We start from the raw sequence: 26,989 nt of genomic DNA on the forward strand, positions 1-26,989 counted from the left end.
GGCGGTTCCTCCCCATAAGGTATCCCCGACCGCTCACAGCATGTCCGCGTCCGAATCCTGGCTCGCGAATGCGGGAGGCGGTAGCTTTTCCCCGCCCCCCAGAAAACCCGTTCGCCGTCCACAGGGCGCACAGACCCCATCGTTGCACAGGGGCGCGGCTCTGTTCAGCGGATTCGGTCGTCGCGGCGCGGGGTTCGACCGGCTTCGAGATACCTCGACAGCACCGGCCCGATGACGGCGAGGGACTGCGGCTCGATCATGTCGTTGTGTCCGCAGTCCACCCGGTGCTCGACGATTCGACCGGTCACCAGCGGTCTCCACTCGTCCGCCGACCGGGCGCGCGTGGTGCCGTCGTCGTCGCCGGTCGCGGGAAAGATCAGCAGCTCGCCATCGTAAACCTGCGGCTCGAACCGGTGGACCAGTTTTCGTGAATTCTCGTATCCGGCGTTGATTCGCTCGAGGTGTTCTCCGCGCAGTCCGGAGTCACTGCCCCACGATTCGTTGAGGAGTTGCGCCGCGCGTTCGTACGTGAGGTCGCCGTCGGTGGCGACGACGAGCCCCAGTCCGCGGAGCAGATCCCGCATGTCGAGCTGCCCGAACAGCGGATCCTCGCCATTGTCGGGATAGCTGTCCATGACCGCGAGGGTGGGGACCTCCTCACCGGCATTCTGGAGTTCGACGGCCATCGCATGGGCGATGACCCCGCCCAGCGACCAGCCGAGCAGGTCGTACGGCCCCTCCGGCTGGATGGCCTTCATCTCCTCGACGTACCGGTGCGCAAGTTGTTCGATCGACTGGTAGTCGCCGTCCCCGCTGATCGTGGGCAATTGGAGTCCGTACACCCGGCGGTCGGCGGGCAGATACCGGATGAGGCCCGCGTACCCCCAGGAGAGCCCGATTCCCGGGTGGACGCAGAACAGCGGCCGTCCCGTGCCCTCGGTGCGCAGCGGAATCACCACCCCGAGTGCCTCCATGACACCGCCCTCCGCCGACGGCAGTGCGATCCTGCCTGCGAGGCCGGACGGGGTGGGATCGAGGAACATCCATTGCAGCGGGATCTTCCGGTCGAGTCTCTCCTGCAGGGCGGCGATCACCTTCGTGGCGAGCAGGGAGTTGCCGCTCCGCTCGAAGAAGTTGTCGTCCGCCCCCACCCGGTCGAGCCCGAGGACGTCGGCGAAGACGTCCACGACCGCCGCCTCCAGGTCGTTCGCGGGCAACCGGAAGCGGGCGCCCGACAGGAACTCGGGTGCGGGCAGTGCGGCGCGATCCAGCTTGCCCACCGGCGTCAGCGGAATCTGTTCGAGCACGACGATCGCGGCGGGCACCATGTGGGCGGGCAACCGCTCCCCTACGAGACGGGTGAGTTCCGCGGTGTCGACGTCCGCGCCGCCGATCGGACGGACATACGAGACGAGCAGCGGTTCCCCCGCAGGCCCGGCACGGCCGACCGTGACGGCGAACCCGACGTCGGGATGGGTGGTGAGTGCCGCGTCGATCTCGCCGGGTTCGATGCGGAACCCGCGGATCTTCACCTGGAAGTCGGTGCGCCCGACGTACTCGAGGGTGCCGTCCCGGCGCCACCGCACCACGTCTCCTGTGCGGTACATCCGTTCGCCCGGGACACCCCAGGGCGCGGCCACGAAGCGGGAGGCCGTCAGACCGGGCCGACGGTGATACCCGGCTGCCAGGGCGCGTCCCGACACGTACAGCTCACCGACCACACCGACCGGCACCGGGCGGAGCCGCGGATCCAGCACGACCTCCGAGACGCCGCGGGTGGGTGCGCCGAGCGTGATCGGGTCGCCCGGCACCAGCGCGTCGCTGATGTTCGACATGATCGTGGTCTCGGTCGGCCCGTACGCGTTGAACATCCGGCGGCCGGGCGCCCACCGGGCGACGAGTTCGGGTGGACAGGCCTCACCGGCCACGACCAGCGTCCGCAGCGACTCGAAGCCGAGGGGGTCCATCGACGCCAGCGCGGTCGGGGTGACGAATCCGTGGGACACGCGCTCGTCGCTCAGCAGTCCGGCCAGTTCGGTGCCGCCGTAGATCGTCGGCGGAGCGATCACCAGCGTCGCACCCGCACAGAATGCCATCACGAGCTCGAACACGGACGCGTCGAAACTGGGCGACGCGAAGTGCAGCACCCGGGAGCCGGGGGTAACGGCGAGACGGTCGCGCTCCTCCGCGGCGAGGTTCGCCAGGCCACGGTGCGTGACGGCCACTCCCTTGGGGATACCGGTGGATCCGGACGTGTAGATGAGGTACGCGGGATGTGATTCGTGCAGCGGTGCCGTCCGGTCCCCGTCGGTGACGGGGGCGGGCGACTGCACCCGGATCCGCTCCTCGTCTTCGGCGTCGTCGAGCACGATCCAGTTCACGGTGTCGGGCAGCCGATCTCGGGGTGCCCGGAGGGTCACCCCGGACACGGCACCGGAGTCGGTGAGCATGTGCTCGATGCGGTCGAGTGGATACCCGGGGTCGACCGGCAGGAACGCGGCGCCCGTTCGAGCGACGGCCCACACCGACAGCACCGATTCGATCGAGCGCGGCAGGCTCAGAGCGACGGTGGTTCCCGGACCCGCACCGTGCTCGATCAGCCGGCGCGCCAGCCGGTTCGACGCCTCGTCGAGTTCGCGGTAGCTGATCGTCCGGCCCCGGTAGGACACCGCGTCGGCGCCCCGGTCTCGGTCGACCGCGGCCGACAGCAGTTCCGGCAGAAGGACATTCGGGGCGTCGGGTGCTCCGTGCGCCGGGGTGAGCGCCGCGACTTCGTCGCTGCCGAGGATCTCGATGTCGCCGACCGGAATGACGGGTTCCGCGGTGACCGTGTCGAGGATGCGCACGAACCGTTCCGCGAAACCCCGCACCGTGTCGGCGTCGAACAGGTCGGTCGCGTAGTCGATCGCACCCACCATGCCCGCGGGCGCGCCGTCCGCGGCGAACCGCTCGTCGAGGATCACCTCGAGGTCCACCTTCACGACGTCGAGGTCGGGATCGAGCCCCTCGACGCTCAGCCCCGGCAACCGCAGCGTGGGAGTCTCGGTGTTCTGGAATTCGAGGGACACCTGGAAGAGCGGCGAATGGGCGGTCGACCGCACCGGTCCGACGGCGTCCACCACCCGTTCGAAGGGCACGTCGGCGTGCGCGAAGGCGCCGAGATCGGCATCGCGGACCCGCGTGAGCAGGTCACGGAACGGCTGTCCCGCCTCGACGGGGGTGCGCAGGGCCAGCGTGCCGACGAACATTCCGACGAGGTCGTCGAGCGCCGCCTCACCGCGTCCCGCGATCGGGGTGCCGATCGCCACGTCCCCCGTGCCGCCGAGCCGCCCGAGCAGGACCGCGAGTGCAGCGTGCACGATCATGAACTCGGTGGACCGGTGCTCTCGCGCCGCCGTCCGGATCCGCTCGTGGAGGCCGGGGGCGATCGCGAAGCGCACCCGGTCGCCGTGGAACGACTGTTGTGCGGGACGCCGACGGTCGGCAGGCAGTTCGAGGAGTTCGGGCAGCCCGGCCAGCGCCGACTCCCAGTAGGCCAGTTGCCGCGAGAGCAGCGACCCGGGATCGTCCTCCGAACCCAGCAGCCCGCGTTGCCACAGTGTGTAGTCGGCGTACTGGACCGGCAGCGGCGTCCATGCGGGAGCGCGACCGTGGACGCGGGACTCGTACGCGATCATCACGTCCCGCACCAGCGGTGCCATCGAGAAACCGTCGGCCGAGATGTGGTGGACCACGACGGCGAGCACGTGGTCCGTCGGGTCCAGGGAGAACAGGGCGACGCGCAGCGGGACGGCGGTGGCGACGTCGAAGCCGGCCGACACCAGCCGGGTGAGCTCCTCCCGGAGGCGACTTTCGTCTGCGACCGCGATCGGCCCGACCATCGGCGCTTGTTCCGATCGGCCACAGCCCTGGTGGCCGGTGGGCGCGAGGATCTCCTGGACGGGTTCGCCGTCGCGGAGCGGGAAGCGGGTGCGCAACGACTCGTGCCGGGTCACGACGTCCGTGACCGCGGCGGTCAGCGCATCCACGTCGAGGTCGCCGGTGAGCCGCACCACCATCGGGATGTTGTAGGCGGGCGAACTCGTGTCGAACTGGTTGATGAACCACATGCGTTGCTGGGCGTACGACAGCGGGATGCGGTCCGGGCGGTCCCCGGCGGTGAGGGCGGGACGGCCGGACGGACCCGCCCCCGCGTGCTCGATGCGCGCGGCCAACGCCTGGGCCGTGGGCGCCTCGAACAGCGCCCGCACGCCGACGTCGGTGTCGAGTGCGGCACGCAGGCGGGCCACCGCGCGGGTCGCGCTCAGTGAGTTGCCGCCGAGGTCGAAGAAACCCGCATCCGCACTCACCCGGTCGAGTCCGAGGACCTCCGCGAAGACTTCGGCCACCGTCGCCTCGACCGGATCGGCGGGTGCCCGGTATTCGCGCCCGCCGACGTCGAATTCGGGTGCGGGCAGGGCTTTGCGGTCGAACTTGCCGACGGCGTTCAGCGGGATCTCGTCCAGCACCGTGATCGACGACGGAACCATGTGGGCGGGCAGTCTGCCCGCGAGGCGGCGGGTGATCGTCTCGGTGTCGAGGGCTCGCTCGGGTGCGGGCACGACATAGGACGCGAGGAGTGTGTCCCCGGCCGGGCCGCGGTAGGCGACCGTGACCGCGAACCGGACGTCGGGGTCCGCCGCGAGGGCGGTGTCGATCTCGCCGAGTTCGATGCGGAACCCGCGCACCTTCACCTGGAAGTCGCTGCGGCCCAGGTACTCGATGGTGCGCTCGGGGGTCCAGCGCACGATGTCGCCGGTGCGGTACATCCGTTGCCCGGGCTCGGCGGGGTCGGCGACGAACCGTTCCGCCGTCAGCCCGGGGCGCCGGTGGTAGCCGCGCGCCAGTCCCGCACCGGCGAGGTACAACTCCCCCGGAACCCCCGCCGGAACGGGCTGCAGCCGGGAATCGAGCACCAACTCCGTGACACCGCGGATCGGTCCGCCGATGGTGATGCGCTCCCCCGGGGTCAGGGGATCGCTGATGTTGGACATGACTGTGGTCTCGGTCGGCCCGTACGCGTTGTACAACCGGCGCCCCGGCGCCCACCGGGACACGAGTTCGGGTGGGCAGGCCTCGCCGCCGACCGCGACGTCGGTGAACTGATCCAGCCCCGCCGGGTCGAGGGACGCGAGCGCCGCCGTGGTGACGAACGCGTGCGTGACGTGCCGGTCGCGGATCAGCTGGGCGAGTTCGTCGCCGCCGAAGACGGTGGTCGGCGCGATCACCATCGTCGCCGCCGCGCCGAACGCCTGCAGATACTCGAATACGGATCCGTCGAAACTCGGTGTCGAGAAGTGCAGCGTCCGGGACCCGGGATCCGCCCCGAAGCGGGCGAGTTGATCTCGGGCGAAATTGTCGAGACCGCGGTGCGTCACGGTCACGCCCTTCGGCCTGCCGGTGGACCCGGACGTGTAGACGAGGTAGGCGGCCGTGTCGAGGGTGACCGGTGCCGTGCGGTCGCCGTCGCCGACCGGTGCCGCGGATGCGGCCGCGCACTCGGCGGCGAACGCGGGGTCGTCGAGGACCAGCCAGCCGATGTTCTCGGGCAGGCGGGCGCGATGCTCGGACGTCGTCAGCCCGAGTGCGCACTCCGAATCGGTGAGCATGTGCGCGATGCGCTCGCCCGGATAGTTCGGGTCGACGGGCACGAACACGGCCCCGGTCCTTGCCACCGCCCAGACGCACAGCACCGACTCGATCGACCGTGGGATACCCACGGCCACCGACGTTTCCGGGCCGAGTCCGCGGGCGATCAGAGCACGGGCGAGCCGATTGGACCGCTCGTCCAGCTCCCGGTACGACACCTCGACGTCGCCGGACGACAGGGCGACCGCATCGGGGTCGACCGCGGCGGCGTCCGTGAAGATCTGCGGGAGCGTGCGGACGGAGCCGGCGGGACCACCGCGGACCGGTACCAGTTCCGCGCGTTCCCGCTCGGTGAGCAGTGACAGCCGGGCCAGCGGAACGTCGGGTCCGGCGCAGGCGTCGAGCACCCGCACCACCCGCTCGGCGATGTCCTCGATCGCGCCGGGGGCGAACAGGTCGGGCACGTACTCGAACTTCAGGTGCAGGCTCGCCGCCGCCGACGCGACGAGGCTCAGCGGGTAGTGGGCGGCGTCGCGGGCATCCACGCCGGTCACGCGGAGCCCGGCGATGTCGGTGTCCTCCGACAGCCCGGCCCGGTCCACCGGGTACGACTCGAACACGGTGAGGGTGTCGAACCCGACGCCGGGACCCGCGGCGTCCTGGATCTCGGCGAGACCCGTGTAGTGGTGATCGAGCATCGCCGCCTGCTCGGCCTGCACCCGCTCCAGCAACGCGCCGAGCGTCTCCTCCGGGCGCAGCGTGACGCGCACCGGAACGGTGTTGATGAACAGCCCGACCATCGTCTCGATGCCGGAGAGTTCCGGCGGCCGGCCGGAAACGGTGGCGCCGAACACGACGTCGTCGCGTCCGGTGAGCATCCCCAGCACGATGCCCCATGCCGTCTGCAGAATGCTGTTGAGGGTGAGCCCGCGAGCGCGCGCGGATTCGCGCAGCCGGTCGGTCCGGTCCTCGTCGAGGTCGAACACCCACTCCCGCGACACGGTCGACAGCTGCCGAGCCCGGTCGGCGGGCACCAGCAGCGTCGGTTCCTCGACCCCCGCGAGGACGTCCGCCCAGGCCCGCGCGGCCAGGTCGATGTCGCGCCCCTTCATCCACGCCAGGTAGTCGCGGTAGTCCCGTACCCGGGGCAGCGGCGCCAGGTCGGCATTCGTGGCGTACAGCGTGAGCAGTTCCCGGATCATCAGCGGCATCGACCAGCCGTCGAGCAGGATGTGGTGGTTCGTCGACACCAGTCGCCGGCGTCCGCCGGGCGTCCGCACCAGCAGGAACCGGATCAGTGGTGCGGTGGCCATGTCGAAGGGGGTGGTCCGGTCGGCGGCCAGTAGTCGCTCGATCTCGGCGGCCGCCGCGTCCTGGCCCAGTCCGCTCAGGTCGATTTCCCTCCAGGGCACGGCAACCCGGCCCGAGACGACCTGCACGGCCCCGCCCTCGGAGTCGTGACAGAACGCGCTGCGCAGGTTCGGGTGACGGTCGAGGAGCGCGGCTGCGGCCCGGCGCAGTCGAGCCGCATCGACGTCGCCGCCGAGGTCGAGAATCAGCTGGACGAGGTAGGCGTCCACCGATTCGTCGGCCAGTTCGGCGTGGAACAGCATGCCCGCCTGCAGCGGTGACAGCGGCCAGACGTCGGTCATCGCCGGATAGCGGCGCTCGAGGTCGTCGATCGCGCTCTGGCCGAGCCGGACGAGGTTCAGGTCGGACGGGGTGAATCCGCCGCCACCGGACCGGGCGTGCGCGGTGAGGGCCTCGAGCGCGCCGACCCACAGGCTCGCGAGTTCGCCGACGTCGTCGGCCGCGATCACCCCGACGGGGAACGACCACGTGGCGGTGAGGGCGGGACCTGCGGCGGTGTCGGTGGTCCTGGCGTTCACGTCGACGACGGCCGCCGCGGACAGCCCGGAGTGCGCGGCGGCGGCGAGGCCCGCGTCGGCGACCGGCGTCCAGTCGCCGTCCGGCGCGGAACCCGAACCGAGCCTGCCGAGGTAGTTGAAGCTCACCTGCGCGCCCGGCAGGGCCGCGAGCACGGGGGCCGTCTCGGGGGCGAGGTACCGGAGCAGCCCGAACCCGATGCCGTGGTCGGGGATCGACTGCAACCGCTCCTTCACCGCCTTGACCGCGGCACCGGCGGCGGGGCCGGCCGCGAACGCGTCGTCGACGTCCACGCCGCTCAGGTCGAGGCCCACCGGGAAGATCGTGGTGAACCAGCCGACGGTGCGGGCGAGATCCGCGCCCGGAACCACCTGCTCCTCACGACCGTGCCCCTCGAGAGTCACCAGCGCACCGGACGACTCCATCGCCCGCGCCCGGCGCCAGCGCACCAGCGCCAACGCCAGCGCGGTCAGCAGTCCGTCGCCGACACTCCCGTGGAAGGCCTGTGGCAGCGTCGTCAGCAGCGCCTCGGTCACCTCGACGGGGATCCGGACCTCGACGTCGGCGGTCTGGATGTCGGTGGCGGTGAGGGGCCGCGACCCGAGCGGCGGGTCCGGGGTGTCGAGCATCCGCCGCCACAGGTCGAGTTCGGCTGTGCGAGAGGGTTCCTGCGCCACGTCCGTGAGGGCGTGCGCCCACCGGCGCATCGACGTGCCGGTGCCGGGCAGGGCGGGCGACTCACCCGACAGCACCTGAGCGCAGGCGAGGGCGAGGTCGGGGACGAGGATGCGCCACGACACCCCGTCGACCACCACGTGATGGGCGACGATCAGCAGCCGTCCCGCGGCGGCCGGTGTCGCGTTGCTCGCGAACCACACCGCCTGCACCATCACACCCGACTCCGGGTCGAGCCGGCCCGCGGCGGCGACCAGTTCGCGGGACGCGGCCTCGGTGAACGAGTCCACGGCGTCGTCGAGCGGCACCGTGCGCAGCACCGCGGTCGCCCGCACCCAGCCGGGCGGCGCGACCGCCATCGCCGCGCCGCGCTCGGCCCGGTCGCTGCGGTACAGCCGGGCGCGCAGCATGTCGTGCCGGTCCAGGACGGCCTGCATCGCCGCCGTCAGCGTGTCTTCGTCCAGTGCGGCGGGAGTGGTGAACAGCGCGGCCTGGGAATACCGCCGGAAATCGCCGTCCCTGCCCAGCATCCAGTGCAGGATCGGGGTCAGGGGGAATTCGCCGACGCCGCCGCCGGGCAGTTCCTCCAACGTGACCGTCTGCTCGCCCGCGGTCGCGACCTCCGCGAGTGCGGCAACCGTTTTGCGTTCGAACACGTCCCGCGGGGTGATCACCACCCCGGACGCCTTCGCCCGCGTGACGAGCTGAATCGACATGATGGAGTCGCCGCCCACCGCGAAGAACGAGTCGTCGACTCCCACCGAGTCGAGGCAGAGCACCTCGGCGAACAGGCCGGCGAGGATCCGCTCCGTCTCCGTCGCCGGTGCGCGGCCGAGCGACACCTGCCGTCCGAAGTCCGGTTCGGGCAGCGCTCGGCGGTCGAGTTTGCCGTTCACGGTGAGGGGCAGGGCGTCGAGTACCACCACGGTCGCGGGCACCATGTGCGCCGCCAGGCGGCCGGCGACCGTGTCGACGATTCCGGCCGGGTCCAGCACCCGGCCCGCCTCGGGCACCACGTAGCCCACCAGTCGCTCGCGCCGCGCCAGCACCACCGACTGCGCCACGCCGTCGCAGGCGAGGAGCGCCGACTCCACCTCACCGAGCTCGATGCGGAACCCCTTGACCTGAACCTGGAAGTCGTTGCGGCCCAAATATTCCAGCTGCCCGTCCGCGTTCCACCGGCCGAGGTCGCCGGATCGGTACATCCGCGAACCGGGTGTGTGCGGGTCGGCCACGAACCGGGTCGACGTGAGCGCGAACCGGCCCAGATACCCGCGGGACACCTGCGCGCCCGACACGTAGAGTTCCCCGACCACTCCCGGCGGTACCGGGTGCAGGCGGGAGTCGAGCACGTACACGCGCAGTCCGGGCAGTGCCCGGCCGATCACGGAGGCCGACGCGGACGCGGCGAGTTCCTCGTCCAGCGGCAGGTGGCTGACGTGCACGGTGGTTTCCGTGATGCCGTACATGTTCACCAGCACCGGGGCGGTGTCGACGTGTCGCGCGTACCAGCGGGTGAGCTGTCCCAGGTCGAGGGCTTCGCCGCCGAACACCACGACGCGGAGGGCGAGTGCGGTGGTGCCGGCGACCCGGTCCGCCTCGGCGAGTTGGTAGAAGGCGGCGGGAGTCTGATTCAGGACGGTGACGCTCTCGTCCCGCAGCAGGCGCAGGAACATGTCGGGTGAGCGGGTCGTGAAGTAGTCGACCACCACCAGCCGGCCACCGTGGAGCAGCGCACCCCACAGCTCCCAGACGGAGAAGTCGAACGCCGCCGAGTGGAACATGGTCCACACGTCGGACGCGTCGAACCGGAACAGCGGCTGCGTGTCCGCGAACAGGGTGACGACGTTGCGGTGCTCCACCTGAACGCCTTTCGGCTGCCCCGTGGATCCGGAGGTGTAGATGATGTACGCCACCGAGTCCGGGCGCAGCGGCCCGGTCCGGTCGCCGTCGGTCACCGGCAGCGGCGACGTACGGTCGAGTTCGGCCGCCACGTCCGGGCTGTCCACGAGGAGGAGGGGGACCCCGCTCGCCCGGACCGCGTCGGATTCGGCCTCGGTGGTCAGCACACACACCGGGCGGGAGTCGGCGAACACGAACGCGAGCCGCTCCGCCGGATACGTGACGTCCACGGGCACATACCCGGCGCCCGACTTCACCACCGCGAGCAGCGCCACCACCAGATCGACCGACCGCGCCGCGGCGACGGCCACCAGGGTCTCGGGGCCGGCGCCCCGCGCGATCAGCAGCCGCGCCAGACGATTCGCCCGGGTATCCAGCTCGTCGTAGGTGAGGGACACGCCTTCGCACACGACGGCCGTCGCGTGGCGGGATCGCTGCGCGGCCCGCTCGAAGAGTTCCGCCAGGGTCGCGTCCGGCGGGGCGGGCCCGGCGAGCGCCGGCAGCAGCAGGTCGCGCTCCACGGTGTCCAGGATCTCGATGTCGCCCACCGGGAGCTCCGTGGCACCGGCGACCGACTCGAGCACCCGGAGGAACCGTTCCCCGAACCGGGCGACGGTGTCGCGATCGAGCACGTCCGTCGCGAACCGCAGTCCGGCAGCGAGTCCGGCGGGCGCGCCGTCCGCGTCGATCTGTTCGGCGAGGCTCAGTTCCAGGTCGAACTTCGCGACGCCGAGGTCCACGTCGAGCGAGTCGACGGTGAGACCGGGCAGTTCGAGGTGGGTGCCCTCCGCGTTCCGGAACTCGATGAGGACCTGGAACAGCGGGGTGTGCGACGTGGATCGTTCGGGGGCGAGATGATCGACCAGCCGCTCGAACGGGATGTCCGCGTGCTCGAACGCACCGAGGTCGGCGGCCCGGACCGCCGTCAGTACCTCACCGAACGACGCCCGCGGATCCACCACGGTCCGCAGGACGAGCGTGTTGACGAACATGCCCACCACGTCGTCGAGCACCGCCTGCCCGCGACCGGCGACGGGCGTGCCCATCGTGACGTCGTCCGTGCCCGACAACCGGGACAGCAGGACGGCGAACGCCGCGTGGACCGCCATGAACAGTGTCGAATTATGTTGGGTCGCGATCGTGTTCAACGCCCGGTGCAGCCGGGCAGGCACGTCGAACTCCACGACGCCCCCGCGGTACGACCGCTGGACGGGGCGCGGCCGGTCGACGGGGATCTGCAGCACCTCGGGCGCACCGGACAGGGTGTCCGTCCAGTAGCCCAGTTGCCTCGACAGCACCGAGTCCGGTTCGTCCACCGCACCGAGGAAGTCCCGCTGCCACACGCTGTAGTCGGCGTACTGCACCGGCAGCGGGGTCCAGCCGGGTGTCTCCCCCACGGTCCGGGCGGTGTACGCGAGCATGACGTCGCGGGCCAGCGGCATCATCGAGAACCCGTCGGCGGCGATGTGGTGCACGACGATCGCCAGGACGTGTTTCTCCGGCCCCCGCTCGAACAGCCTGGCACGGAACGGGATCTCGTCGCTCACGTCGAAACCGGTGCCGGCCAGGGCCGCGAGGGCGTCCCGCAGAGCACGATCATCGGAGACGGCCACCGGATCGAGGCCGGGCGTGGCCCGCCCCGGATCGACGATCACCTGGTGCGGTCCGTCGACCGACCCGGGAAACACGGTGCGCAGCGATTCCTGGCGTTCGACCACGTCGCCGACCGCTGCGAGCAGGGCGGCGTGATCGAGGGTGCCGGTCAGTCGCAGGGCGATCGGGATGTTGTATGCGGGCGAGGACGTGTCGAACTGGTTGACGAACCACATCCGTTGCTGCGCCAGCGACAACGGGATCCGGTCGGGGCGCGGTCGTGCGGTGAGTGCCACCGACGGGGTGGTCGCCGTCGCGGCCGAGTCGATCCGGACGGCCAGATCGGAGACGACAGGCGCGTCGAACAGTGCGGCCACACCGATCCCGGCGTCGAGGGCGGAGTTGATGCGTGCCACCGCCCGGGTGGCGCTGAGCGAGTCGCCGCCGAGTTCGAAGAAGCTGTCGTCGGCGCCGACGCGCGGGGCACCGAGCACGTCGGTGAACACCTGCGCGACGGCCTCCTCGATCGGAGTGGTGGGCGCCCGGTACCCGAGGGTCGCCGACGTGAATTCCGGTGCGGGCAGCGCTTTCCGGTCGAGTTTGCCGACGGGGGTCAGCGGAATCTCGTCGAGGACCACCACTGCGGCGGGCACCATGTACTTGGGCAGGATCCGGCCCGCGAACGCGAGCACGTCCGGCGCCGCGACCTCCTCGCCGTCGTGCGGCAGCACGTACGACACCAGCGCCGTGTCCCCCAGTGGGCCCGGCCTGCCGATGGTCGCGGCGAAGCCGAGGTGGGGGTGAGTGGTGAGAACGGAATCGATCTCCCCCAGTTCGACGCGCTGACCGCGGATCTTCACCTGGAAGTCGCTGCGCCCGAGGTATTCGAGGGTGTGGTCGCGACGCCACCGCACGACGTCGCCCGTGCGGTACATCCGGCCGCCGCCGTAGGGGTCGGCGACGAACCGCTCCGCGGTGAGAGCGGGCCGCCGGTGATATCCGCGGGCCAGAGCCGTTCCCGCGATGTACAGCTCACCCGGCACCCCGGCCGGAACGGGCTGCAGCCGCGCGTCGAGGACCGACAGCGCGATGCCGCGGACGGGGCTCCCGATGGTGACCGGTTCTCCCGGTCTCATCGGCCGGCTGAAGGTGGTGAGGATGGTGGCCTCGGTGGGGCCGTAGCCGTTGAACATCGCCCGATCCGCACCCCACGCGGCGACCAGTTCGTCGCCGACGGCGTCGCCGGCCACGACGAGCGCCGCGAGGTGCTCGATACCGTCGCGCTCCACGGTGGCCAGGACGGCCGGGGTGATGCAGGCGTGGGTGACGCGTTCGCGACGCAGCAGCGCCGCCAGCTCCGCCCCGCCGTAGACGTCGGGGGGAGCGATCACGAGCGTCGCCCCCGCGGCACACGACTGGACGAGTTCGAGTATCGCCACGTCGAAGCTGGGTGAACAGATGTGCAGGCACCGGGCGTCGGGCGACACGGTGTAGTGCTCGGTCTGCTCGGTGAGCAGGTTCGCCAGACCGCGGTGGGTGACGACGACACCCTTCGGCCTGCCGGTGGATCCGGACGTGTAGATCGCATACGCGGCGTGGTCGACGTCGAGCACCGACCGGCGGTCCAGGTCGGTCACGCGGGCGGAGGGTGCGGCGGACCACGTGCGGTCGAAGACCGGATCGTCCAGCACCAGCCACGGCACGGAACCGGGCAATCGGTGCCGATGCTCCGACGTCGTCACACCCAGTGCCGCACCGGAATCGGCCAGCATGTGCTCGATGCGGTCGGCGGGATAGTTCGGGTCGACGGGCACGAACGCCGCGCCCGCTTTCGCGACCGCCCACACCGCGAGCACCGATTCCCGTGACCGGGGCAACCCGAGCGCCACGAACGTCTCCGGTCCGGCACCACGATCGATGAGCACGCGGGCCAGCGCGCTCGACCGCTCGTCGAGTTCGCGGTAACTCGTCTCGCGTCCGTCGAAGACGAGCGCGGGCGCCTCCGGCCGGTTCCAGGCCGAGGCCGTGAGGATCTCGGGAAGGGTCTTCGGCGGCCCGGCCGGGGCGCCGGACACCGCGGTGTACTCCTGGAGTTCGGCCTCCGACAGCAGTGTGAGGTGGGCGATGGGCGTGTCGATGTCCGACAGCAGGATCTGCACGACGCGCGCGACGCGGGCCGCCACCGACTCCGCGAACTCGCCCTGGAAGACGTTCGGCTGGTAGCGCAGTCGCAGGTGCAGTCCGGTGTCGACGTGCGCCATCAGGGTGAACGGATAGTGGGTGGAGTCGATCCCCTCGATCCCCGCGACGTGCATGCCGTCGATGTCGGTGTCTTCCGACAATCCCATGCGGTCCACCGGATACGACTCGAACACGGTCAGCGTGTCGAACGCGGCGCCCGCGCCCACGGCGCGCTGGATCTCCGTGAGTCCCACGTAGTGGTGTTCGAGGAGGGCGGACTGTTCACGCTGAAAACGCTGCAGCAGTTCCGCGAGCGTCTCCTCGCGGCGCAGGCGCAGCCGGACGGGCACCGTGTTGATGAACAGCCCCACCATCGACTCGATGCCGGCGACTCCCGGTGGGCGGCCGGACACCGTGGCTCCGAAAACCACGTCCTCGCGCGTGCCGAGCGTGGTCAGCACCAGCCCCCACGCCACCTGGACGAGGGTGTTCATCGTCAGCCCGTGCTCGCGCCCGAGCGCCTCGAGCGCCCGGGTCTTCTCCTCGCCCACGTCGAGGCGCACGTCCTCGGGTTCGGCGAAGCTCTGCTCGCCGCGCGCCGCCGGTGCCACGAATGTCGGCTCGTCCGAGCCGGCGAGGGCGGATACCCAGGCGGCCGTGGAGCGTTCGTGGTCCTGCCTGCCGATCCACTGCAGGTAGTCGCGGTACGACGTGACGCGGGGAAGGGCCGTGGTGTCGCCGTCCGTGGCGTAGAGGACGAGCAGGTCCTTGATCACCAGTGGCGTGGACCATCCGTCGAGGAGGATGTGGTGATGCGTGACGACCAGCCGGCACCGGTCGGGTGCGGTGCGCAGCACCGTGAATCGGAGCAGCGGCGCCTCGGACATCTCGAACGGGACGGCGCGGTCGGCCGCCACGAGTGCCGACGCCTCCGCGGCGAGCCGGGTGTCGTCGAGATGTGTCAGGTCGACGTCGGTCCACGGCGCGGTCACCGAATCGAGTACCACCTGGACCGGTCCGCCGCCGGTGTCCGCGAACGCCACCCGGAGGTTCGTGTGCCGGTCGAGCAGGCCCTGTGCGGCGCGGCGGAGCCTCGCGGAGTCGACGGTGCCGCGCAGGTCGAGGACCAGCTGCACCTGATAGGCGTCGAGGCGATGCTCGGACAGCTGCGCGTGGAACAGCAGACCCGCCTGCAGCGGTGACAGCGGCCAGATGTCGGCGAGGTCCGGGTAGGTGCCCTCGAGCCGGTCGATGTCTGCCTGCCCGACGGGTACCAGATCGAGATCGGACGGTGTCAGCCCGCCCGCGCCCGGACGGCTCGCGTGCTCGGCCAGGGCGGTGAGTCCTCGAACCCACAGTGCGGACAGCTCTTCGACGTCCTCGGCGGCCAGCACACCGGCGGGGTACGACCACGTCGCCGTGAGCACCGGTGCGCCGTCCCGGACGGTGGTGGCGGCGTTGACGTCCACCACCCAGGCGGCGGGCATGTCGTAGTTCTGGGTTCCGCCGAGGTCCCCACTGCCCGCGACGGGCAGCCAGGGCACCTCGCCCGCGCTCGTCGCCACCCGGCCGAGGTAGTTGAAACTCACCTGCGGTGGCCGGAATCGGCTCAGCGCCGCGGAGCCGACCGGATCGAGGTACCGCAGCATCCCGTAACCGATGCCGTGATCGGGGATCGCGAGCAGCTGTTCCTTGACCGCTTTGATCGCGGCCCCGGCCGCGTCGTCGCCGGCGAGGGCGGCATCGACGTCGACGCCCGCGAGGTCGAGTCGCGCCGGGAACAGTGTGGTGAACCACCCGACGATGCGGGACAGGTCGGCGCCGGGCACGACGTGGTCTTCGCGGCCGTGACCCTCGAGGTTGACCAGCACGTCGGCCGTCTCGACCCCACGACGGCGCCGCCACCGAATCGTCGCCAGGGTGAGCGCCGTGAGCAGGCCGTCGCCGACGGTGCCGTGGAAGGCCGCGGGCAATGTGGTGAGGAGTGCCTCGGTGACGTGTGCGGGTACGTCCACGGTGACGCGGCCCGTCGTGGCATCGACGTCGACGGCCGGATCCAGCGCCCGGAAGCCGAGAAGCGGATCGGGGCCGTCGAGGATCGACTGCCACCGCCCCGCTTCGGTGCGCCGGGCCGCGACGGCATCGGTGAGTCCGTGCGCCCACCGCCGCATCGACGTCCCGATGGCAGGCAGCGCGGCGGGCAGGCCCTCGGCGACGCGAGTGTGGGCCGCCGCCAGATCCGAGATCAGGATCCGCCACGACACGCCGTCGACCACGAGATGATGCGCGACCAGCAGCAACCGCCCCTGCCCGCCGGGACCGTCGAACCAGAGCACCTGCACCATGCTGGCCGACGCCGGGTCGAGGCGGTCCGCCGCCGCATTCAGTTCCGCTCTCGCCACCGCATCGAAGTCGCCGGCGTCGAACGACGTGACGGGCACGCGATGGATCAGCGCGTCGGCAGGCACCGATCCGGTCGGCAGCACCGTCATGGCCCACTGCCCCGACTCGTCGACGGCGAGCCGCGCGCGGAGCATGTCGTGGCGGTCCAGCACGGCGTCGACGGCGGCGGCGAGATCGTCACGGGTGAGCCGGGGCGGCGCGGTGACCAGCACGGCCTGCGAGAACCGGTTCAGCCGGCCGCCGCTGCGCCCCAGCATCCACGCGACGACGGGTGTCAGCGGAACCGGGCCGACGCCACCGCCGGGCAGTTCCTCCAGCACCACGGCATCCGCGCGCTCGTAGTGGGCCACCTCGGCGAGACCGGCGACGGTCCTGCGCTCGAACACGTCCCGCGGGGAGAGGATCAGACCCGCAGCCTTCGCGCGGGCCACCAACTGGATCGACATGATGCTGTCGCCGCCCAGCGCGAAGAACGAATCGTCCACACCCACCGACTCGAGTCCCAGCACATCCTGGAACAGGCCGGCGAGCAGCGCCTCCGTCTCGGTGCGTGGCGGACGACTGTCGGTGACGGCGACCCCGAAGTCCGGTTCCGGCAGCGCCTTCCGGTCGAGCTTGCCGTGGACCGTCACCGGGAGTGCCGCGATCACCACGACGGCCGCGGGCACCATGTACGACGCGAGCCGCGTGCCTGCGAACTGCACCACCTCACCCGGATCGACGTCCGCTCCGGGTTCGGGGACCACGTACCCGATCAGCCGGTCGCCGGAGTGGCCGTCCCGGCGCACGTCGGCGACCGCCGCCGCCACGTCGCCGTGTGCGAGGAGCGCCGACTCGACCTCACCCAGCTCGATCCGGAATCCGCGGATCTTCACCTGGAAGTCGGTGCGCCCGAGGTAGTCGAGTTGTCCGTCCGCCGTCCAGCGCACGAGGTCGCCGGTCCGGTACATCCGGCCGCCCGCAGGCCCGAAGGGGTTGGCCACGAAGCGTTCCGCGGTGAGCGAATACCGACCGTGATAGCCGCGCGCGAGCGCGGGTCCGGCGAGGTACAGCTCCCCCGCGACCCCCGCCGGCACGGGATGCAGCCGCTGATCGAGGACCGCCTCGGTGAACCCGAGCGTCGGCGCGCCGATCGTGACCGGTCGGCCCGGCGTCAGTGGGGTGCTGATGCTCGACACGACGGTCGACTCGGTCGGACCGTACGCGTCGAACATGGCCCGGCCCGGCGCCCAGCGGGCCACCAGTTCCGGTGGGCAGGCCTCGCCGCCGGTCACGACGCACCGCACGCTCTCGAGGCCGGCGGGATCGACCGAGGCGAGCGCCGCCGGGGTGACGAAGCAGTGCGTGACCCGCTCGCGCAGCAGCAGTTCCGCCAGCTCGTCGCCGCCGTAGACGGACGGGGACGCGATCACCATCGTCGCGCCCGGCCCGACCGCCAGCATCAGCTCGAGCACCGAGGCGTCGAAGCTCGGCGACGCGAAGTGCAGGGTCCGGGACGCCCCGGTCGTGCCGAACGTGTTCTGCTCCGTCGCAGCGAGATTCGCCAGACCGCGGTGTGTGGTCACGACGCCCTTCGGTCGGCCCGTCGATCCCGACGTGTAGATGACGTACGCGGGGTGGTCCACGTGCAACGCCGACGTGCGGTCGGTGTCGGTCACCGCCGCCGCCGGGAGCAGCGCCAGCTCGGCCTCGGTCCCGGGCTCGCCCGGAACCAGCCACGGGATCGACGCGGGGAGGGCCGACCGCAGCGCGGCCGTGGTGAGACCGGCGACGGCGCCGGAGTCGCCGAGCATGTACTCGATGCGCTCGGCCGGATGGTTCGGGTCGACGGGCAGGAACGCGGCCCCGGTCTTGGCCACCGACCAGACGGCCAGCACGGATTCGATCGACCGCGGCAATGCCAGCGCCACCACGTGTTCCGGGCCGACGCCGCGCTCGATCAGGAGGCGGGCAAGCCTGTTCGACCACTCGTCGAGGTCCCGGTAGGACACCGGACGCCCATCGAAGGACAACGCCGCAGCATCCGGGTCCGCGGCCGTGGCGGCCCTCAGCAACTGCGGCAGCGTCCGTGCCGCCACGCCGGGGCCCCCGCTCGCGGACGTCAGTGCGGCCCGCTCGCCGGCGCCGAGGACGTCGACGTCGCCGACCGGGGCGTCCGGCGACTCGGTGACAGCGCTCAGGATCCGGACCAGGCGCTCGGCGAACGCGGCCACCGTGTCGGCGTCGAAGATGTCGGTGGCGTACCCGAGTGCCGCACTGATGCCCGCGGGATGCCCGTCGGCGTCGACGTTCTCCCGCAGGGTCAGCTGGAGGTCGAAATTGATCGTGTCGAACGCGAGGTCGAGGGGTTCGACGTGCAGGCCCGGCAGCTCCAGCTCGGGGCGCTCGGTGTTCTGGAATTCGAGCATCACCTGGAACAGCGGAGAGTACGCCGTCGACCGGGAGGGACGCAGGCGCTCCACGACGCGTTCGAACGGGACGTCCGCGTGCGTGAACGCCCCGAGATCGGCCTCGCGGACCTGCCCGAGCAGCTCGGCGAACGTACGGGAACCGTCGACGGGGGTGCGGAGCACGAGGGTGTTCACGAACATCCCGACCAGGTCGTCGAGCTCGGCCTCGCCGCGGCCGGCGATGGGTGTGCCCACGGCGATGTCGTCCGACGCGCTCAGCCGCGACAGCAGGATCGCCAGCGCGGCGTGCAGGGCCATGAACACGGTCGATCCGTGCCTGCGGGCGAGCTGTACGACGCTCCGGTGGAGATCGGGGTCGAGCTCGAACTCGACCCGGCCTGCACCCAGGGTGCGCGCGGCCGGGCGGGGCCGGTCCGTCGGCAGTTCCAGTACGTCGGGGAGGCCGTCCAGCGTGGCGGTCCAGTAGGCGAGTTGGCGGCCGAGCGGCGACCCGTCGTCGTCTTCGCCGCCGAGCCAGTCTCGTTGCCACAGTGTGTAGTCGGCGTACTGCACGGGAAGCGGGGTCCAGTCGGGCGCGGCGCCGCGGCACCGGGCGGTGTACGCCGACAGGACGTCGCGGGCGAGCGGAACCATCGAGAAGCCGTCCGCCGCGATGTGGTGCACGACCACGGCGAGCACGTGCTCGCGCTCGGTCGACGCGAACAGCCGGGCCCGCACCGGCGCCTCCGTCGTCACGTCGAACCCGGCGGAGAGCAAGCGGTGAAGTTCGGCGTCGAGGTCCGCCGACACGACGGCGTGCGGGGTGAGAGCGGGCGCCACGTTCTCCGCCGCGAGGATCACCTGCCGCGGACCGCTGTCGGTGAGGGGGAACACGGTGCGGAGGGATTCGTGGCGCTCGACGACGTCGGTCACGGCCGCCTGCAGCGCCTGAGCGTCGAGCGTGCCGTCGAGGCGGAGCGCGATCGCCACGTTGTACGCCGCGCTGGCCGTGTCGAACTGGTTGATGAACCACATCCGCTGTTGTGCGAGCGAGACGGGGACCTCCCGCGACGGATCCCGCGGGGTCGGCGCCGGCCGCGATTCCGGGCCGGAGCCCCCGGCCTCGGCGCGGGCGGCCAACCCGGCGACGGTCGGGGCGTCGAACACGTCACGCACGCCCAGTCGGTTGCCGACCGCGGCGTTGATGCGGGCGACGAGCCGGGTCGCGGAAAGCGAGTTCCCGCCGAGCGCGAAGAAGCTGTCGTTCGCCCCGACCCGGACGACGCCGAGCAGGTCGGCGAACACGGCGGCGACGATCTCCTCCACCGGATTGCGCGGGGCGGCGAATCCCACTGTCGACGTTCCGAAATCTGCTTCCGGCAGCGCTTTCCGGTCGAGTTTGCCGTTGACCGTCAGGGGCAGGGCGTCGATCACCACCACCGCGGCCGGCACCATGTACGACGGTACGGTCTCCCCGACCGCGCCCAGAACCGCCGCCGCGTCGACATCCGCACCCGCCTCCGGGACGACGTAACCCACCAGCCGGTCGCCGTCCCGGTCGTCGCCGCGCACCACGACCACCGACTGCGCCACCCCGGCGCACGCGGCCAGGGCGGCCTCCACTTCGCCGAGTTCCACCCGGAAACCGCGCAGCTGCACCTGGAAGTCGCTGCGCCCGACATACTCGAGCCGTCCGCCCGCACCCCACTTCACGACGTCGCCCGACCGGTACATGCGTGCCCCCGCCCGGTGGTGGTCGAACGGGTCGGCGACGAAACGCGTCGCGGTCAAACCCTGCCGGCCGATGTAGCCGCGGGTCACCTGGTCGCCGGACACGTACAGCTCGCCCACCACCCCGGGCGGCACCGGATGCAGCCGGCCGTCCAGGACGTAGACGCGCAGGCCGGGGAGTCCGCCGCCGATCACCGAGCCCGGCACGGACGCCGCCAGCGCGCGGTCGAGGGCGAGGAAGCTGACGTGCACCGTGGTCTCGGTGATGCCGTACATGTTCACCAGCACGGGGGCCCGGTCGTCGTGCCGGGTGTACCACCGCTCCAGCTGCCCGACGTCGAGGGCCTCGCCACCGAAGATCACGTGCCGCAACGACAGTGGTGTCTGGTCAGTGTCCTCGACGGCGCTCGCCGCACGGTCGGCCTCCGTCAGCTGGTAGAACGCCGTCGGGGTCTGGTTCAGCACCGTCACCTGTTCCCGGCGCAGCAGTTCGAGGAACGTGTCCGGCGACCGTGCGGTGAAGTAGTCGACCAGCACCAGCCTGCCACCGTGGACGAGTGCACCCCACAGTTCCCAGACGGAGAAGTCGAAAGCGTACGAGTGGAACAGCGTCCACACGTCGGATGCGTCGAACCCGAACAGTTCCCGGGTGTTGGCCAGCAGCGTGACGACGCACCGATGCGACACCTGCACGCCCTTCGGCCGCCCGGTCGATCCCGACGTAAAGATGACGTATGCAATGGCGTCGGCCCGCAGTGGCCGCAACCGGTCCGAATCGGTGACCGGCAGCCCGGACAGTTCCGCCACCGCACCGGACGTCGCAGGAGTGTCGATCACCACCACCGGAATCCCAGCCGGTGCCAGCGCGGAGAATTCGGCGCTGACCACGGCGCAGACGGGCTGCGCGTCGTCGAACATCGCCGCCACCCGCTCGGCGGGATAGCTGGTGTCGACGGGCACGTACCCGCCACCGGCCGCGAGCACGGCCAGCAACGTCACCACGAGGGCAGGCGTGCGATCCACCATCACCGCGACCAGCGACTCGGTTCCCACACCCTCGGCGATCAGCAACCGGGCCAACCGGTTCGCCTGCTCGTCCAGTTCCCCGTAGGTCATCGTCTCGTCGCCGCTCACCACCGCGGTGGCGTCCGGGGTAACCGCGGCCACCCGCGCGAACAGCTCGACCACGGTCTGCGCGTCGGCAGTGGCACCCTCGCGGTTCCACCGGTCCAGCACCAGATCGCGCTCGGCCGCACCGAGAACCGGAATGTCGCCCACCACCGCCGCCGGGTCGTCCACCACCGCCCGCAACACCCGGACGAAACGCTCCCCGAACCCGTCCACCGACGTCCGGTCGAACACGTCCGTCGCATACAGGAAGGCAGCGGACATTCCTGCCGCGGTGCCCTTTTCGTCGTGGTGTTCGGCGAGCGACAGTTGCAGATCGAATTTGGCGACACCCGGGTCGACGTCCACCGCTTCGACGGTCAGGCCCGGCAGTTCGAGGTGGGCGCGCACGGTGTTCTGGAATTCGAGCAGCACCTGGAACAACGGCGAGTGGGATGTGGACCGGCCGGGAGCGAGCTCGTCGACGACGCTTTCGAAGGGAACGTCCGTGTGCCCGAACGCGCCGAGATCGGTGTCGCGGGCCCGGGCCAGCACGTCGACGAACACCTCGTCCGACTCCACCGGGGTTCGTAGCACCAGCGTGTTCACGAACATCCCCACGAGGTCGTCCAGCGCCGCCTCGCCGCGGCCCGCGATCGGGGTACCGATGGCGACATCACCCGATCCGGACATCCTCGACAGCAGCACGGCGAGCGCCGCATGCATCACCATGAACAGCGTCGCGTTGTGCTCGCGCGCGAGGAGCAGCAGTTGCCGGTGCAGGCCCGCGTCGATCGAGAACGCCGCGGTCGCGCCCTCGAGTGAGCGGGTGACCGGCCGGTTCCGGTCGAGCGGCAGCGCGCTGACCTCCGGTAGTCCGGCCAGCACATCGCGCCAGTACCGCAGCTGCCGGGACATCAGGCTGTCCGCGTCGTCGGCACTGCCGAGAAGGCGACGCTGCCACACGCTGAAGTCGGCGTACTGCACGGGCAGCGGCTCCCAGCTCGGCACGGTCCCGGACCGGCGCGCCGAGTAGGCGACCATCAGGTCGCGGGCCAGCGGCGCGAGCGACGCCCCGTCGGCGGCGATGTGATGCACCACGATCACCAGCACGTGTTCGTCGGGGCCGGTCCACAACAGCGCCGCGCGCAGCGGGACCTTCGCGCTCACGTCGAACCCGCCGGCGAGGAGGGTCGCGATCCTCTCGTGCAGCGACTCGTCGCCGTCGACGTGCGGGGTGAGGTCGGGGAGGACGTCCGCGGTGTCGACGACCACCTGGTAGGGCCCGTCCGGCGACGCCGGATACACGGTGCGCAACGACTCGTGCCGCTCGATCACGTCCCCCACCGCGGCCCGCAGCGTGTCCGTGTCCAGAGGACCGGTGAGGCGCACGGCCATCGGGATGTTGTACGCCACCGACGCCGGGTCGAACTGGTTGATGAACCACATCCGTTGCTGCGCCAGCGACAACGGAATCCGCTCGGGCCGATCCCCGACGATCAGGGGTGGCCGGTCCACGAGCTCCGTGCCGGCACGGCGAACGTAGGCCGCCAGTAGTTCGACGGTGGGCGCCTCGAACAACGCCCGCACACCCACGTCCGATCCGAGTGCCGCGTTGACGCGCGCGATCACCCGCGTCGCCACGAGAGAATTGCCGCCGAGGTCGAAGAAGCTGTCGTCGACACTGATCCGGTCGACGCCGAGGACCTCCGTGAAGACCTCGGCGATCGACTCCTCGACCGGGTCGGTCGGCGCCTTGAACTCGGCGGCGGCGGACAGGAACCGCGGTTCCGGCAGCGCCGCCCTGTCCAGCTTCCCGACCGGGTTCAACGGGATCTCGTCCAGCACCACGATGACCGACGGAACCATGTACGCCGGCAACCGGTTCCGCACCTGCCGCAGCAGTTCCGTCGTCTCGATCGGCCTGCCCGCAGCCGGGACGACGTACGAGACCAGGACTGTGTCCCCGGACGGTCCCGGCCTGCCGATGGTGACGGCCAGCCGCACGTCCGGATGTGTCTGCAGCATCGCGTCGATCTCGCCGAGCTCGATGCGGAAACCGCGCACCTTCACCTGGAAATCGCTGCGCCGCAGGTACTCGAGCGTGTGGTCGGGCCGCCACCGCACCACGTCACCGGTGCGGTACATGCGGCCCCGGCCGTACGGGTCGGCGACGAACCGCGCCGCGGTGAGGCCCGGCCGCCGGTGATACCCCCGGGCCACGCCGCACCCGGCGATGTACAGCTCACCCGGTACCCCCACGGGCACCGGACGGAGCCGGGCGTCGAGCACCACTTCCTCGGCGCCCCGGATCGGCCCGCCCAGCGTGATCGGGTCGCCGGGGGTCATCGGCGCGCTGATGTTCGCCATGATGGTGGTCTCGGTGGGACCGTACGCGTTGTACAGCCTGCGACCCGGCGCCCACCGTGCCACCAGCTCCGGCGGGCAGGCCTCACCGCCCACGACCACGTCGAGGAAGTCGACCAGTGCATCGGGCGGGATCGTGCCGAGCGCGGCGGTGGTGACGAAGCCGTGCGTGACACGTTCCGACTTCAGCAGGTCGGCCAGTTCCGCGCCGCCGTACGCGGACGGCGGCACCACCACCATCGTCGCGCCCACCCCGAAGGCCTGCAGGTACTCGAAGACGGACGCGTCGAAACTCGGGGTCGAAAAATGCAGCGTCCGAGACGATCTCGTGGCACCGAACCGCTCCTGCTGGTCTGCAGCGAAGTTGTCCAGCCCGCGGTGTGTGACGGCGACGCCCTTCGGTTGCCCCGTCGAGCCGGACGTGTAGATCAGGTACGCAGCATTGTCGAGGTGCAGCGGCCGAATGCGGTCGGAGTCGGTCAGCGGACGGTCGGAGCGGGCGGCGGAGTCGGCCTGGAAGTCCGAATCGTCCAGCACGCACCACGGAATCGAGTCGTGCAGGCGGCCGCGCACCGACTTCTCCGTCAGACCCAGCACCACACCCGAATCGGCGAGCATGTAGTCGATCCGATCGGCCGGGTAGTTCGGGTCCACCGGAACGAATGCCGCCCCGGTCTTCGCGACGGCCCACACGGACGCCACCGACCGGAACGAACGCGGCAGCGCCAATGCGACGAACGATTCCGGTCCCACCCCGCGGTCGATCAGCATCCGCGCGACCTGCGTGGACCACCGGTCCAGTTCGCGGTACGACAACTCCTCGCCCTGCCGGGACAGGGCCGTCGCCGCCGGATCCAGTGCCGCGGCGTCCGCGAACACGTCGGACAGGGTGCGCTCGGACCGGCCCGGCCGTCCTCGTACCGGTGTCAGCGCGGAATATTGGTCTTCGGAGAGGATCTCGATGTCACCGACCGGGACATCCGGATCGGCCGCCATCGCGCCGAGAATTCGGAGGTACCGTTCGGCGGCCACCCGGATCGTGAGGGCGTCGAACAGGTCGGCGGCGAAACAGAACTCGATGGTGACGCCCGCCGGTCCGCCCGACTCGTCGGCCGCCTCGGTGACGGAGACGCGCAGGTCGAGACCGGACACGGTGGAATCGGCCGAGCCGCGCGCGCGGGTGTCGAGCAGCACCTGGACGATCGGTGCGTACGCGTCCGACGCCGACCCTCCGAGTTCCCGCACCAGGCGGTCGAACGGAACGCCGGTGTGCGCCACCGCCTCGGTGGCGACGTCCCGGACGTGCGCCAGGTAGTCGCGGCACGACATCTCGCTCGCGTACCGCGACCGCACCACCACGGTGTCGGTGCAATCGCCCACGTCCACCGCCGTTCCGACGGCGATGTCGATGCTTCCGGTGACCCTGCCCAGCAGGATCGACAGCGCCGTCAGGAACACCATCCGGCCACTGGTCCCGGCGGCATCGGCCAGTGCGGCCACACGCCGGTGCAATTCCCCCGGCACCACCACGGTGACCCGGTCGCTCGCCTGCGACAACCTCGCGGGCCGCCGACGGTCGGTGGGCAGCGGCAGGAGGTCGGGCAATCCGTCCAGCTGCCGGCGCCAGTACTCGATTTCCGCCGCCTCGCGCAGAAGTCGTTCACCGGTGCGGGAACTGATCTCGTGGATGCTGCCCACCCGGGACGCCGGGTCTGCGGTGGCGAGTTCTTCCAGCAACTCGACGAACTGCCGGTGGTGCTCCCGCAGTTCGTCGTCCTCGTAGCGGCTGGGGTTCGCGCGGAAGTCCACGAAGATCCTGGTGGGGGTGCCGCTCTGATACACGTTGATCAGCAGGTCCTCGACCGGACCCGACGTGACGATGTGGAAATCGCCGAGGAGCGGACCCAGCGCGACCTCCTGGCGGAACAACATGACGTTCACCATCGGCCCGTACAGTGCCGTCGTCGCGGTGTCGCCGGCGTCGCGGCGGATGTCGTCGAGGCTGCACCGCTGGTGCCGCAGTGCGGCGACCAGCTCACGCTGGACCTTCTCGATCAGTTCCGCGACGGTGTCGTCGGCCCGGACGCTGACGGGCATCGGGGCCACGTTGACGAGCATGCCCCCGGAATTGCGCAGCACCGCCGTGGTGCGCGCCGACACCGGAATGGTCACCAGCACATCGGTTCTGCCGGTGCGTCGCGACAGGTAGCACGCCGCGGCCGCGATGATGGTCGCCGCCGACAGGCTGTCGCGGGAATCGAGAACGGCCACGACGTCGTCCGAGAGGACCGCGCTCTCCACCGTACTGGTGGCCGACACGTGCCCCGCCGTAAGCGCCAGCGTGGTGCCCTCGAGCCCGGCCACCCGCCCCGCCCAGTACTCCCGATCGGTCACGAAACGCTCGGATTCGCGGTACCGGCTGTCGATGTCGTACAGCTGCCGCAGGCTCACCGCACGGTTCGGATCCGGTTCGCGGCCCGCGATTTTCGCGGAGTACCGGTGCGCGATCCGGCGCAGCATCGTCATGGCGCCGTAGCCGTCGAGAGCGACGTGGTGAATCCTGCTGTACCACAGGAAGTGTGCGTCACCGATCTGCAGGATCGACGTCTCCACCAGCCGGTCGGCGCTCAGATCGAGCGGCGTGACGTAATCACGTTCCATCCATTCGTGCGCCGCCACCACCGGATTTTCTTCGGCACGGAAGTCGACGTACGCGATCGACGTGTCCGTCCGATGGTCCACGTACTGCAGCGGCCTGCCGTCGACGTCGTACACCTTGAGGAAGGGCGATTCGAATTCGCGGGCCGCTTCCACCGTCTCCTGCCGCAGCAGGTCGATGTCCAGCGCACCGTGGAACTCGACGTACTGGGCGATGAAGATCGGGACCTGCGGTTCGAGTTGCTGTGCGAACCACGTCGCCCGCTGCGCCGCCGAGAGCGGAAACGGTTCGCCGCCGCCCGGAGCGGAATCGGTCAGTCCCTCCCCCGGGACACGGAGGTCCGCGGGGCGGCGCGTTTCCCCCGCCCCCGGAACGGGTCCTTCACTTTGTCCAGGGCACACTCGAACTCGACCTCGCCCCGCCCTACCAGGACGGACGCACTGTTTCGAGTATCCGCCCGCAGGGC

General features: G+C 70.9%; 1 protein-coding gene. It reads right to left on the reverse strand.

Going from position 1 to position 26,989, the window contains the following annotated elements:
- Positions 1 to 164 precede the first annotated feature (164 nt).
- A complete protein-coding gene (locus WKC72_RS35020; RefSeq protein WP_370181083.1) occupies positions 165 to 26,924 on the reverse strand; it encodes a non-ribosomal peptide synthase/polyketide synthase in 26,760 nt (8,919 codons plus the stop codon).
- Between the last annotated feature and the right edge of the window lie 65 nt (positions 26,925 to 26,989).

This window comes from Rhodococcus wratislaviensis (assembly GCF_041228765.1).
GTDB classification, from domain to species: Bacteria; Actinomycetota; Actinomycetes; order Mycobacteriales; family Mycobacteriaceae; genus Rhodococcus_F; species Rhodococcus_F wratislaviensis.